The organism is Sphingopyxis sp. (assembly GCF_965227415.1).
Taxonomy (GTDB): Bacteria; Pseudomonadota; Alphaproteobacteria; order Sphingomonadales; family Sphingomonadaceae; genus Sphingopyxis.
On sequence record NZ_OZ245749.1, the window covers coordinates 16745 to 29811 of the forward strand.

Genomic DNA, 13067 nt, shown 5'->3' on the forward strand with positions numbered 1-13067 from the left:
CATCGGTCATTTCTGGATCGAGCTGACCCGGATCGGTTCGCCGCGCGCAGCGCTGGCGACCGCAAGCTGGGCTTGTGCCGAGGCGAGCGTTTTCGTGTCCTGACGGCACTGCTGGATATCGTTCTTGCCTTCGAGGTCGAAATCCGAAGCCGTTCCGCACACCGCGACGACGGCGCGCCATATCCGGCGGTCGAGCGTTCGCGCACCGGCTTCGGTGCGCAGATCCAGGTCCTTGTGCTGGACGAGGACGCTCGGGCTGGCAGGCGCCGGCTGCGCGAAAGCGGGCTGGCCGAATGACGCGGCAGTCGATGCGGCGGTCAGGGCGGCGAGGATCAGAAGCTTTTTCATCTTGTGTCTCCATCGACCGGCTGAAGAGGAGGGGAGGAAGCCGGTGAGACACCAGATAATCCATCGCTCGCGGCGAAAGGAGCAACGATGTTGCACGGGCATTCTGCAAAATTGCAGAATGCCCGGCGGGCCGTTATGACGCACAAGACGCCATGTATGATTGGAACGACCTCAAGGCATTTCTTGCCGTCGCGGAAACGGGCAGCACGCTGTCCGCTGCGCAGGCGCTGCGCGTCAGCCAGACGACGGTGGCCCGGCGCATCGCCGCGCTGGAAGAGGCAACCGGGCTGAACCTGTTCGAGCGGCGGCAGGCGGGCTATGCGCTGACCCCGGTGGGCGAGGCGATGGTCGGAAGCGCGGTTGCCGTGCGCGACGCTGCCGATCGCTTCGGCGAAGCGGCGGGGGCAAGATCGCGCGACGCAGGCGGTACGGTCAGCCTGACCGTGATGGAGATCTTCGCGGTGACCGTCTTGCCGCCGATCCTGCGTGACCTGCGCGCTGCGCATCCGGGAATCCATATCCATCTCGACACGTCCGACGAGCCTCGCGATCTGGCGTCGGGCGCGGCGGACATCGCGATCCGCAGCAGCAAACAGCCGGCGGGCGGGGGATTGGTCGGACGGCGTATCGCCGACAATCCCTGGACGCTCTACAGCAGCCGCGCCTACGCCGATCTGCACGGCATCCCGCACACGCGCGAGGAACTGGCCGCCCATCCCTTTGTCGGCGGCGGAGGCTATGTCTGGGAGCCGTATCAGGCGTGGCTAAAACAGCACGGGCTCGAGAATTCGGTGGTGATGCAATATGACAGCGCGTCGGGGCTGCTCGCCGGTGTCCGCTCGGGCATGGGCCTTACCATATTGCCCGCTTTCCTTGCCGACCGCGAACCCGATCTGATCCGCTGCATTCCCCCGAAGACCGAGGATACAACGGGGCTGTGGCTTTTGACCCACGAACGGTTGCGTCATGTGCCGCGGGTGCGCCTCGTTCTCGATTTCCTCGCGGCGGAACTGACGAAGCTCGCGTGCAGCTAGCTCGACCGAATTTCCGATCGCGGTTGGCGCCGCGCGGAAATCGCTGTCCTACATTATCTCGCCGATTTAGCGTGTCGGACGATGACGACTAACGCTTTCCTCCCGATCGCCACGCACGCCCTGCCGCGCCGCTCAGCCCGCGCGACGAAAGGCGATTTGCGAGTGAAGTTGCGCAGTTTTCCGCCGTTGCGCGAAAACGCTATCTTTCCGTCCTTCGTCATCCAGCCGTCTCTCGTCACCCCGGACTTGATCAGTATATATCCCGTTGGAGCAAATATATGTTCTCCCGCGAAGGCGGGGGTCCCACTTCGACGCGAAGCGTCGCAGGGCGCCCTGCCGCGCGCGTGTTTCCTTGTCGCAGGACCCCCGCCTTCACGGGGGAACACCCCTTCCGTGTCGCGATGGAATAATGCCCGACTTGATCCTGTCGAAGGGTCCGCGATGACGAAGATTTGCGAATCGCGTGTGAAGTTACGCCGAAATCCGCCACGTTCGAAAATCGTCTCAGCGGATCGTCGCGCATCCCAATGCGGCCGCGTCGATCGCCGTCGCGGCGCCGCGCAGGCGATAGGTGTCGGCGATCGAGCGCCCCGTTGCGGCGCTGCTTTCGACGCTCATGCTTGGCGCCGATCGCATCGCGGCGATGATCGCGGCGTCCATCCGCGCGTCGCTCGCCCAGCCGTGAACGCCGTTGCCGGTCAGGATGAAGCGGCGGCTGCCGACGGTCAGGCGCAGTTCGCGTCCCGCGGCGCGCGGCTTCGACAAGCGAACATAGAATTGCCCGCGGATACGCGATTTCGGCCAGTAACCGACGCTGGCATAGGGCTTGACCTGCGGCGTGCCGATCGTCGCGGCGGGCGCGGCAAGCGCATAGCAGCGCGGGGTGGCGGGTTCGCGAAACGCTCCCCAGCCGTCGAAAATGCCGAGTGCGGTGCGCGGCGCGGCAAGCGCTGTCGCAGGGACCGCCATCGCGATCAGGAAAAGGAAGGCTGTCCGCCGCATCGCGCCTCGTTTGCGCGAATGTGGACGCATTGCAAGCTTGGCTTGCACGTGCCGACGCGCACGTTAAGGAAGGTGGACATTTTCGGGGACGGGATTCGGGGCAAATGGCCCGCTCCGCCGGACTCTCAGGGACTTTTCCCGCGCTACAGGGATGATGTGACTATATGAAAGCGACGATCGAACGTGCGGTGCTGCTCAAGAGCCTCGGACACGTCCAGTCCGTGGTCGAACGGCGCAACACCATTCCCATCCTGTCGAACGTCCTGATCGAAGCCGATGCGTCGGGGCAGTTGAAACTGATGGCGACCGACCTCGATTTGCAGGTCGTCGAAACCGTCGCGGCCAGGGTCGAAACGCCTGGCACCACCACCGTGTCGGCGCATACCCTGTTCGAAATCGCCCGCAAGCTGCCCGAAGGCGCCGAGGTCAGCCTCGCTGCGGCCGAAGGAAAGATGCAGGTCAAGGCCGGCCGGTCGAACTTCAATCTGCCGACCTTGCCGCGCGACGATTTCCCGGTGATCGCCGAAGGCGACCTGCCGACCAATTTCGAACTTCCCGTCGCCGAGCTTATCCAGATCATCGACAAGACGCGCTTCGCGATCTCGACCGAGGAAACGCGCTATTACCTCAACGGCATCTTCTTCCATGTCGCCGAAGATGCGACCGGCCCGGTTCTCAAGGCTGCGGCGACCGACGGTCACCGCCTCGCGCGCTACACCGTGACGCGCCCCGAGGGTGCAAGCAGCATGCCCGACGTCATCGTGCCGCGCAAATGCGTCGCCGAGATCCGCAAGCTGCTCGACGAGGCAGAAGGCAACGTTGAAATCAGCCTGTCGGCAAGCAAGATCCGCTTCCAGCTCGGCAATGCCGTGCTGACGTCCAAGCTGATCGATGGCACGTTCCCGGACTATAGCCGCGTCATTCCGACCGCGAATGACAAGCTGCTCAAGGTCGATCCGAAAAGCCTGTTCCAGGGCGTTGACCGCGTCTCGACGATCGCGAGCGAAAAGACGCGCGCAGTCAAGGTCGGCATCGACAAGGATCGTATCACGCTGTCGGTGACCAGCCCCGAGAATGGCACGGCTGCCGAAGAGGTGGCGGCGGTTTACGACAGCGAAGCGATCGAGATCGGCTTCAACGCCCGGTACCTCAGCGACATCCTAGGCCAGGTCGACGGCGACACCGTCGAACTCCACCTCGCCGACGCCAATGCGCCGACGCTGATCCGCGAAAGCGAGAAGAGCCCGGCGCTCTACGTGCTCATGCCGATGCGGGTCTGATCCGGTGCGCATGCGTCCGCTGATCGTTGCGGTCGCGGCTGTCGGCCTGGCCGGTTCTGCGGCCGCTCAGCCGGCGCAGGACGTTGCCGACGCGCGCTGCATCCTGGCTTTCAAGATGTTCGTGACCCGCGTCGGCGACAAGCTGACCGAGTCCGACAAATCGATCTTCGACAGCTTCGCGACCTATTTCGTCGGCAAGATCCGCGCGCGCTCGCCGGCGATCGACATTGCGACGCTGATCCCGCCGCCGATCGTTCGTGCGGTTCAGGACGGCCTCAAGGAAGAAGTCACGCGCTGCAATGCCGAGACGGCGATCATCTCGACCAGCCTCGCGCAGACATCGAAGGCGCTGACCGCGACGATCGAAGCGAACAAGAACGGCAACTGAGCATCGCCGCGGGCTGGATCAGCCGGCTTTTGAAACCCGCCAGATCACGCCGCCGGTATCGTCGGCGACCAGCGCGCTGCCATCCTTCGCCACCTTGACGTCGGCAGGGCGCCCGCGGGTCGTCTTGCCGTCCTTGGCCAGGAACTGGTCGAGGAAGGTGACGGGCAGGGCATCGACCGGCTTGCCATTCGTGCCGAACTTGACGAACACGACGTCATAGCCCGACACCGGCTCGCGGTTCCACGACCCGTGCAGCGCGACCAGCGCGCCGTTCGCCCAGCGGTCGCCAAGGCTCAACTTGTCGGTGAAGGTGAAGCCGAGCGGAGCGACATGGGCACCAAGGCCATAGTCGGGCCGCTTGACATACTGCCGCCGATCCTCGGCCTCGGGCTCGACCCGCGGATCGATGTAGCCACCCCAATAATACCAGGGCCAGCCATAGAAATCGCCCTCGTCGACGTTGGTCATATAATCGGGGACCAGGTCGCTGCCGAGCATGTCGCGCTCGTTGACCACGGTCCACAGCTGGTCGCTGCCGGGATAGAAGGCAAGGCCGACCGGATTGCGGATGCCCGCGGCAAAGGTACGGATATATTTGTTCTCGGGCCGCACTTCGAGCACGCTTGCGCGCCGCGTCTCGTTGCCCATGCCCTTTTCACCGATATTGGAATCGGCGCCGACGCCGACATACAGCCAGCCATTGGGCGCTACCGCCAGGCTTTTCGTCCAGTGGCGGTTGGTGCCCTTGGCGGGCAGGTCGACCAGCTTCGCCGGCTTGCCGCTCATCTTGGTCTCGCCCTCGACATAAGGAAAAGACAGGATCGCATCGGTGTTGGCGACATAGAGCGTCTTGCCGACCAGTGCCATGCCATAGGGCGAGTTGAGGCCGGTGATATAGGCGGTCTTCACCTCGGCCTTGCCGTCGCCGTCGGCGTCGCGGAGCAGGGTGATGCGGTTCGCCGATGTGCCGCCCGCGCCTGCCTTGCTCATCAGATTGCCCATGATCTTGCCCTCGATCCCCGAGGTGTCGCGCGGCGGGCTCTGCGCTTCGGCAACAAGGATGTCGCCGTTCGGCAGCACCAGCATCGACCGCGGATGATCCAGCCCTTCGGCAAAGCGGACGACGCTAAGTCCCTGGGCTGCGCGTGGCGCCTGACCCGCGGGCCAGCTCGTCGCTTCTGGGACGTTCATCGTCGGGATGCTTTCGGATTTCTGCGACGCCATCACCGGCACACGGCCGCTGAGTTCGGCGGTCGAGAAACGCGCCACATCGGGCCGCGACAGGACGTAGAAAGCGACCCCTCCCGCGATGATCAGAACCAGGAGGGCGATGCCGACATATTTGAGGATTTTGCGCATGGGATACAGTCTTACACGGCGATGCGGCGGCTGCAAATGGGGGATTGGGGCGGCATGATAGTAAACGTGTGGCCCGTCGTGATTAACCTTACCCGCTTGTTCATTATGCTCGGGAACGGCGCGGTGAGAGGCGTTTGCTAGAGCAGTCGTCGATGCAACGGGCCGGGGACACCATGCAACTGCCAGCACCTTATCTTGCCGACCGCGGCGCGGTCGACGATGCGCACGCCATGATCCGCGAGCATGGTGAAGAAGCCGGCTTTGCGGCGGCGGCGCGGGCAGAGCAGTACCGCGTCCTCGGCAATCACGTCCACTTCGCTCGCTGGCGCCAGATCGAGCGGCTGATCACCTATCTTTCGATCGACGTCGCGCTCGACACCGTCCACTGATCAGACCCGAAGGCCTGCCGTTTCGGGCAAGCCCGCCAGAATGTTGAGATTCTGGACGCACGCGCCGCTGGCGCCCTTGCCCAGATTGTCGAGCCGCGCGACAAGACGGAGCTGCGTCCCGTCGGAGCTGGCGTACAGCATCAACTCCATCCGGTCGGTCGCCTCGTCGCTCTTGCGGAGCAACAATTCGCTTTCGTCCACCGCACGGCGGACGCTCACCAGCGCCGATCCCTCGAAATGCGCCGCGAGCGCGTCGAAGGCCGCATCGGCGGTTGGCGTGTCGAAACCCAGCGGAACTTCCACAAGCATGCCGCGATAGACCGGCACCACTGCGGGGGCAAAGATCGGCGCGTGGACCAGGCCCGCGCCCTTCGTCATCTCGGGCACATGCTTGTGCGCCAGGTTCAGGCCATAGCTGCGAAAGCCGATGTCTTCGTCGGCTTCGAAGCGCGCGATCAATTCCTTGCCGCCGCCCGAATAGCCCGACACGGCGTTGACGCTCAGCCGCGCGCCCCGGTCGATAATCCCCACGGCGACGAGCGGCGCGACGAGAGCGAGAAAGCCGGTGGGATAACAGCCGGGATTGCTGACCCGCTTCGATGCCGCGATCGCCTCGCGCTGTCCTGCGCTCAGCTCAGGAAAGCCATAGGCCCAATCAGGCGCGACGCGGTGTGCCGTCGAGGCGTCGATGATCCGGACGGCGGGGTTCGTCACCATCGCCACGGCCTCGATCGCCGCGGCATCGGGCAGGCAGAGGATCACGAAATCGGCGCTGTTCAGTGCCTCGGCGCGGCGCGCGGCGTCCTTGCGCTCGGCGTCGGGGAGCGCGATCAGCGAAAATTCGCTCCGTCCCGCCAGCCGCTCGGCGATTTCCAGGCCCGTCGTTCCCGCCGCGCCGTCGATGAAGACCGTCTGTGTCATAGCTTATCGCAGTCGTTTGGTGCCGCTGATCGGGACGTCATTGCCCTTGGCGGCCGACCGTTTTGCCACTTCGGCGAGCGGCTCGACGCGCACTTCCATCCACTGGCGGCTCGCATGGACGATATGGTCATGGTCGGCCATGATCCCGACATGGCCGGGGAAAAAGACCAGGTCGCCGCGCGCCAGATACTCCCGGGCAACATCCCGGTCGGCGCCAAGCGATGCAAGCTGAAGGTCGCTGTCGCGGGGAAGCTGGATTCCGGCAGACGCCCATGAAAGCTGGACGAGGCCCGAGCAGTCGATGCCCTTTGCGGTGCGGCCACCCCATAAATAGGGGGCGCCGACCATCTGCTCCGCGACCGCGGCGGGGTCGTCATGCTCGCTGCCGACTTCGGCGAGCGCGGCGAGCGGCAGGTAGCCGTGCGCCGTGCTGAGCCATTCGCCGTCGGGCTCGCCCATCACCAGCGCGCCGCGCGGCAGTACGGCGGGCCCGCCGCTTGCGACGTCGGGGTCCGAATGGAGCATCGCTTCGATCATATCGACCCGGTGCGTCGGCGCGATGGGCGTGCCAAGCGCTTCGGCGGCGAGATAGCCGACATAATGGTCGGCTAGGCTATAGCCCCATGCCCAGCCGCCGGTCAGATCGAGCAGCGCGAAGCCTTCGCCGAACAGCAACTCGCTCGATTGGTCGGCGTCGAGCGAGGGCGCCGAGCGCATCGCTGCGGCGGGCAGCACGCCGCTCATCATCATCGGTGCGGCATAGTGCGGCGCGAAGTGCGTGCCCGCCACCGCGATGTCGGCAAGGACGGGACGGATCGCCACGACGCGCGGATCGAACGCCTGCGACGTACCGCTCAGCCCGAAGCGGTCGCGGCCTTGGCCAACGACGCCGGGGCGTCCCATGCGCACGCGGTTTGCCGCCGAAGTATCCCCGCTGTTCGCTGTCACTTGTCGTCCTGTAATAAACCTCGTTCCGCGCCGGGCGGACAATCGCGGCGCATTAGACCAGCGGGCCCTGTTTTATCAAGAACGTTCACCTTTCTTGCGTCGGTCATACCGTGCCTGAAGCATCGCCCAGGCGGCCCGCAACCCGAGCGCCGCGCCGCCCTTTGGTCGACCATGCTTTGCTGACGGCCGCCAGGCAAATGTGTCGAAATGTGCCCAAGGCGTTCCGTCGGCAACAAAGCGCTTCAAAAACAGCGCGGCAGTGATCGATCCCGCGAACGGCGAACTCCCCGCGTTGCCGAGGTCGGCGATGTCGGTTTCGAGCAGATCGGCATAGCCGTCCCACAAAGGCATGCGCCAAAGCGGGTCGTCATTTTCGATGCCGCCCTTCAACAAATCGTCGGCAAGCGTGTCGTCATTGGCGTAGAGGGCGGGCAGGTCGGGGCCGAGCGCGACGCGCGCGGCGCCAGTGAGCGTCGCGAAATCGATGATCAGGTCCGGCTTGCCTTCGCCGGCTTTGGTCAGCGCGTCGCCGAGCACGAGCCTGCCCTCGGCATCGGTGTTGCCGATCTCGACGGTCAGCCCCTTGCGGCTTTTAAGCACGTCACCGGGTCGAAAGGCGTCTGCCGAGATCGCATTCTCCGCCGCAGCGACAAGACAGTGGAGGCGGACGGGCAATCCGCTCGCCATCACCAGTTCGGCGAGCGCCAGCACATGCGCCGCGCCGCCCATATCCTTCTTCATCAGCCGCATTCCCGATGCAGGCTTGATGTCGAGGCCGCCGCTGTCGAAGCTGATCCCTTTGCCGACGAGCGCGATGCGCGGGTGGCTGTCCTTCCCCCATTCGATCTCGATCAGCCGCGGGGCATGATGCTTTGCCGCCGCGCGTCCGACCGCGTGGATCATCGGATAGCCCTGTTCGAGCGCCTCGCCCTTGGTCACGATGATCTTGCCGCCATGCACTTTGGCGATGCGCTCGGCCGCCTTTTCGATCGCCGCGGGCCCCATGTCGGCGGCAGGGGTGTTGACCAGGTCGCGGACCAGCGCCGTCGCGCGCATTTCGGCGACCATCGGCGCGATGGCGGCGACGTCGGTGGTCAACAGCACGCGCGGGCCCTTGACGGGCGGGTTCGATTTATAGGCGTCGAAGCGATATTGGGCGCTCAGCCAGCCGAACAGTGCCTTGCCCGGTTGCCGTTCTTCGACGCGGTAGCGACCGTCGGGCAGGATCAGGGCGAGCTTGGCGAGGCACCAGGCCGACAACTCCTCGACATTCGCGACAGTCGTGACGACCGACCAGCGCTCGGGATCATCGCCGGGCAATATCGCGTGGACGAACGCGTCGGGTTTGAAACCGACTGCGGCGAGATGGGCGCGTTCGCGCGCGTTGCGCCCTTTCAGCCACGCGTCATAGCTTGCCTTGTCGACGAGGTGGATGGCGCGGGCGTCCTGCCCCTGGTCGGGCTGGATCAGGTCGGAATAGTCGATCATGCCAAGGGTGCTAGGCCGCCAGGGATATTTTGTCGATTCCCCGCGTTATCGTTCGATGATCCTTGCAAAGACTTGTACGATACTGGTCGCTCTCCTGCTGGTTGCCGGTTGTTCGGAGGCGGAACCGACCAAGGCAGACCGAGCGGCCGCTGCTACCGTTCCGGGTGCCCCGCCGGGCGGCGCTGCGGATATTCTGGCCAAGGGTGCGTCGGCGTCGAACGTCAAGGAATCGGGCGCGCTGGTCGAATTTGCATACGCCTATCCGCGCGAAGCGGCGCAAGTGCCCGAGTTGGCCCACTATCTCGACACTGACCGCGAGGTGAAGCGCGAAGCGCTTCTCGCAGCAGCCGAGCGCGACAAGGCAGCGGCGGAGAAGGGCAATTTCCCTTACCATCCGCACAGCCATCTGCAGAAATGGCTGCGCGTCACCAGCACGCCGCGGTTCCTGAGCCTTTCGGCCGAGATCGAAACCTATATGGGCGGCGCGCATGGCATGACGAGTTTCGAGACTTTGCTGTGGGACCGTAACAAGCGGCGCACGCTGAAACCGCTCGATCTGTTTTCAAGCAGCGAGGCGTTCGACGCGGCGATCCGCGACGACTTCTGCGCACGCATCAAGCAGGCGAAGGCCGCGAAGGGCATCCACTCCCCCGACGAGCCGGACAGCGTCTTTGCAAAGTGTCCGCCCGCGTCGGCACAGACGGTGTGGCTCGGCTCTTCGGACGGTCATTATCTCGACCGGATGACCGTCGCGATCGGACCTTATGAGGTCGGGCCGTTCGCCGAGGGGAGTTACAAGATCAACATTCCCGTAACCTCGGCGTTGGTGCGCGCGGTGAAACCCGAATTTGCCCGCGATTTCCTGCCGCTCAACTGAAAGATAAACAGGCCATGCCCGCCAAATCGAAGGCGCAGCAAAAGGCGGCGGGCGCCGCGCTCAGCGCCAAACGCGGCGATACGCCCAAGTCGAAGCTTCAGGGCGCGTCGAAACAGATGGCCGCGAGCATGACCGAGAAGCAACTTGAGGACCTTGCGAAGGGCTCGGCCAAGGGCAAGCCCGAACACATCGGCTGATTATTCGGCCGCTTCGAGCTCCGCCGCCGGCGCCGCTTTCGTCACCGCGCCCGCGTTGGAGAAGGTCAGCACGCCGTCGGCGATGGCGCCGGTCTTCATGTCGATGCGGTCCTGGATATAATTCTGGTTGAGACGCCAGGGCAGCTTGTCGGCATTCTTCGGCATGATGTGCAGCGACCGCTGGATATAGCCCGACGAGAAGTCGAAAATATTCTCTTCGGTCAGGCTTGCGGGATCGGCGAGCGCCGGGTTTGCGATGGTCGTGCCCGTCTGGTTCATATGGTTGAGCACGCGGCACACAAACTCGGCGACGATATCGGCGCGGAGCGTCCAGCTGGCGTTGAGATATCCGAAGACCGCCGAGAAATTCGGCACGTTCGAGAACATGCACGCCTTGTAATAATAATGCTCGCTCCAGTCGACGAGAGCGCCATCGACCCGCACCGGTATCTTGCCCGCGACCGCAAGGCTGAGCCCGGTCGCGGTGACAATGATATCGGCGTCGAGGCGCTTGCCCGACTTCAGCTGGATGCCGCCCGCGTCGAAACGCTCGATATGATCGGTGACGACCGACGCCTTGTCGGCCTTCATCGCTTCAAAGAAGTCGGCGTCGGGGATCAGGCACAGACGCTGTTCCCAAGGGTTGTACGGCGGCGTGAAGGTCGCCGCGTCATATTTGTCGCCAAGGCTTTTCTTGATCTGCTTCGAGAGGAATTCCTTGACCTTCTCCGGCTTGTCGCGCGCCTTGCGGAAGACGATGTCCTGCATCTTCACATTCTTGTAGCGGGTGATCTTGTACGCCAGTTCCTCGGGCAGGATCTTGCGCAGGAAATTGGCGATGCCATCCTTGGCAGGGCGGATCGCGAACCAGGTCGGGGTACGCTGCAACATCGTTACATGCGCCGCTTTGTCCGACATCGCCGGAACGATGGTCACCGCGGTCGCGCCCGACCCGATCACCACGACCTTCTTGCCCGCATAATCCAGGTCCTTGGGCCAGAATTGCGGGTGCAAGATCTGCCCCTGAAAATCGTCGCGGCCAGTAAAATTGGCGTCGAACGGCGAGTCATAATCATAATAGCCGGCACCGAGGTATAGCCAGCGCGCCGTCGTCGTCGACTTGCCGCCCGCGTCGTCCTCCATCGTCACCGTCCAGCGCGCCGTCGCGCTATCCCAGTCGGCACCGACGACCTTGCGGTTGAAACGGATGCGTTCGCGGATATGGCGTTCGTCGACGATGCGGTTCAGATATTCGAGGATCGCGGGGCCGTCGGCGATCGTCTTTTCATGCTTCCAAGGTTCGAAGACGAAGCCCAGCGTGTGCATGTCGCTGTCCGATCGGATGCCGGGATACCGGAACAGGTCCCACGTTCCGCCAAGGTCGGCGCGACGCTCGACGAGGCCGAAACTCCGGTCGGGGCTGTACATCTGAAGATGGACTGCCATGCCGATGCCCGAAATGCCCGCGCCAACGATCAGCACATCCTGGTCTACGGGACTCGCCGTGCCTGCCATCATTTCGTCTCCCAATTATCTTTATCCTGCAGCTTACGCACCGCGTTGCATTTTGCAATCGAATTGACGTTTACGGAAAGCGCTGCTGCCGCGAAGTTCATTGCCGCTGTCACAATATTGTCATAGGGGCGTCACGAGTTTGCAATCGTTCCCCGCGGGGGGCACGTCGGGGGGCAGTCAAGCGGAAATCATGCGACAGATCGCGGTTCTTCCTTATCGATTCAGCGGCGCGGGCAAGGACGGCCCGACCGAAATCCTGCTCGTCACCTCGCGTGGCACCGGGCGCTGGGTGATCCCCAAGGGGAATCCTTTGACCGGGATGGATCGCCACGCCTCGGCGGCGGTCGAGGCCGAGGAAGAGGCGGGGGTACTTGGCGCGGTGTGCCCGACCTCGATCGGCACTTACGAATATCGCAAGCGCCGCGCGAATGGCGCTGCCATCATGTATAATGTCGAGGTATTTCCGCTCGCGGTGACGCGAGAACTCGATGAGTGGAAGGAAATGGACGAGCGCGAACGGCGCTGGTTCACGCTCGACCAGGCCGCGGCCTCGGTCGATGAGCCCGATTTGCAGGCGATGATCCGTTCGTTCGGCGACAGCGGCTTTCGCGCCGCGGCGCGGCGATCGGGCGTCGTCTATAATGTTGCGGAAAAGACAGGGGTCAATCGCATGTTTGCCTGGTTTCAGCGCCTGCTTCCCAAGCAAGGCAATTTCTTCGAACTGTTCGAGGCGCACGCCGCCACATTGACGGCAGGCTCCGAAGCGCTGGCGCGGATGCTGCAGGGCGGCGAGGGCATGGCCGACCATGTCCAGGAAATCATCGAGCGCGAACATGACGCCGACGCGATCACCCGCGAAGTGCTCCAGACGGTGCGCCGCACCTTCCTGACCCCGTTCGACCGCAGCGCGATCACCGACCTGATCGCCTCGATGGACGATGCGATCGACGAGATGCAGAAGACCGCGGGCGCGGTCGACCTGTACGACGTCACACAATTCGAGCCCGAAATGCGCGACATTGGCGGCATCATCGTCGACGCCGCGCGGCTCACGGCCGAGGCCCTGCCGCTGCTGCGCCATATTTCGGCGAACGGCGCGCGTCTGCACGAACTGACCGAGCGGCTCGTTCGGATGGAGGGCCACGCCGACGAGATCCACGCGGCGGGCCTGAAGCGCCTGTTCAAGGAGACCGGTGAAGCCAACCCGACGCGCTTCCTGATCGCACGCGAACTTTACCGTCACCTCGAACGCGTCGTCGACAGTTTCGAGGATGTCGCAAACGAAATCGACGGCCTGGTCATCGACCACGCGTAAGCGGGG

General features: G+C 64.1%; 14 protein-coding genes. 7 read left to right on the top strand and 7 right to left on the bottom strand.

The features are described from left to right. Window positions 1–6 precede the first annotated feature (6 nt). Window positions 7–348, bottom strand: a complete 342-nt coding sequence (locus tag ACO055_RS00115) for a UrcA family protein (RefSeq protein WP_422060590.1) — start codon at window positions 346–348, stop codon at window positions 7–9. A 152-nt stretch (window positions 349–500) separates the two neighbouring features. On the opposite strand from ACO055_RS00115, the gene ACO055_RS00120 reads away from it, so the two are divergent. Further along, a complete protein-coding gene (locus ACO055_RS00120; protein WP_422060591.1) occupies window positions 501–1382 on the top strand; it encodes a LysR family transcriptional regulator in 882 nt (293 codons plus the stop codon). Between the two features lie 504 nt (window positions 1383–1886). Here the strand turns inward: ACO055_RS00120 and ACO055_RS00125 are convergent. Continuing rightward, complete coding sequence (locus ACO055_RS00125; protein WP_422060592.1) at window positions 1887–2384, bottom strand: hypothetical protein; 498 nt, start codon at window positions 2382–2384, stop codon at window positions 1887–1889. Window positions 2385–2548: 164 nt separating this feature from the next. On the opposite strand from ACO055_RS00125, the gene dnaN reads away from it, so the two are divergent. Continuing rightward, window positions 2549–3664 (top strand): DNA polymerase III subunit beta, encoded by a 1116-nt coding sequence (gene dnaN, locus ACO055_RS00130; protein WP_422060593.1) that lies wholly within the window; start codon window positions 2549–2551, stop codon window positions 3662–3664. A 10-nt stretch (window positions 3665–3674) separates the two neighbouring features. After that, window positions 3675–4052, top strand: a complete 378-nt coding sequence (locus tag ACO055_RS00135; RefSeq protein ID WP_422060594.1) for a hypothetical protein — start codon at window positions 3675–3677, stop codon at window positions 4050–4052. 18 nt (window positions 4053–4070) lie between these two features. On the opposite strand, the gene ACO055_RS00140 is transcribed toward ACO055_RS00135, so the two are convergent. Beyond that, window positions 4071–5411 carry a PQQ-dependent sugar dehydrogenase gene (locus ACO055_RS00140; RefSeq protein WP_422060595.1) on the bottom strand — a complete coding sequence of 447 codons (1341 nt, stop codon included), beginning with the start codon at window positions 5409–5411 and terminating at the stop codon, window positions 4071–4073. Between the two features lie 173 nt (window positions 5412–5584). Here ACO055_RS00140 and ACO055_RS00145 point away from each other — a divergent pair, with 173 nt between their 5' ends. After that, complete coding sequence (locus tag ACO055_RS00145) at window positions 5585–5800, top strand: hypothetical protein (RefSeq protein ID WP_294036328.1); 216 nt, start codon at window positions 5585–5587, stop codon at window positions 5798–5800. Here ACO055_RS00145 and argC read toward each other — a convergent pair whose 3' ends face one another. The 3 genes from argC to ACO055_RS00160 form a co-directional block, all read right to left on the bottom strand. Continuing rightward, window positions 5801–6721, bottom strand: coding sequence for an N-acetyl-gamma-glutamyl-phosphate reductase (argC, locus tag ACO055_RS00150; RefSeq protein WP_422060596.1), 921 nt, complete (start codon window positions 6719–6721; stop codon window positions 5801–5803). Between the two features lie 3 nt (window positions 6722–6724). Then, complete coding sequence (locus ACO055_RS00155; protein ID WP_422060597.1) at window positions 6725–7669, bottom strand: NlpC/P60 family protein; 945 nt, start codon at window positions 7667–7669, stop codon at window positions 6725–6727. Between the two features lie 75 nt (window positions 7670–7744). After that, complete coding sequence (locus ACO055_RS00160) at window positions 7745–9157, bottom strand: leucyl aminopeptidase family protein (RefSeq protein ID WP_422060598.1); 1413 nt, start codon at window positions 9155–9157, stop codon at window positions 7745–7747. Between the two features lie 55 nt (window positions 9158–9212). Here ACO055_RS00160 and ACO055_RS00165 point away from each other — a divergent pair, with 55 nt between their 5' ends. Continuing rightward, entirely contained in the window at window positions 9213–10034 is an 822-nt protein-coding gene (locus ACO055_RS00165) for a DUF4163 domain-containing protein (protein WP_422060599.1), read from the top strand. 14 nt (window positions 10035–10048) lie between these two features. After that, window positions 10049–10231: a DUF3008 family protein gene (locus ACO055_RS00170; RefSeq protein ID WP_422060600.1), complete on the top strand. Its 183-nt coding sequence runs from the start codon at window positions 10049–10051 to the stop codon at window positions 10229–10231. Here ACO055_RS00170 and ACO055_RS00175 read toward each other — a convergent pair whose 3' ends face one another. Then, entirely contained in the window at window positions 10232–11749 is a 1518-nt protein-coding gene (locus ACO055_RS00175) for a flavin-containing monooxygenase (RefSeq protein ID WP_422060602.1), read from the bottom strand. Between the two features lie 187 nt (window positions 11750–11936). Between ACO055_RS00175 and ACO055_RS00180 the strand changes: the two genes are divergently transcribed. Beyond that, window positions 11937–13061, top strand: a complete 1125-nt coding sequence (locus tag ACO055_RS00180) for a DUF47 family protein (protein WP_422060603.1) — start codon at window positions 11937–11939, stop codon at window positions 13059–13061. Window positions 13062–13067 lie beyond the last annotated feature (6 nt).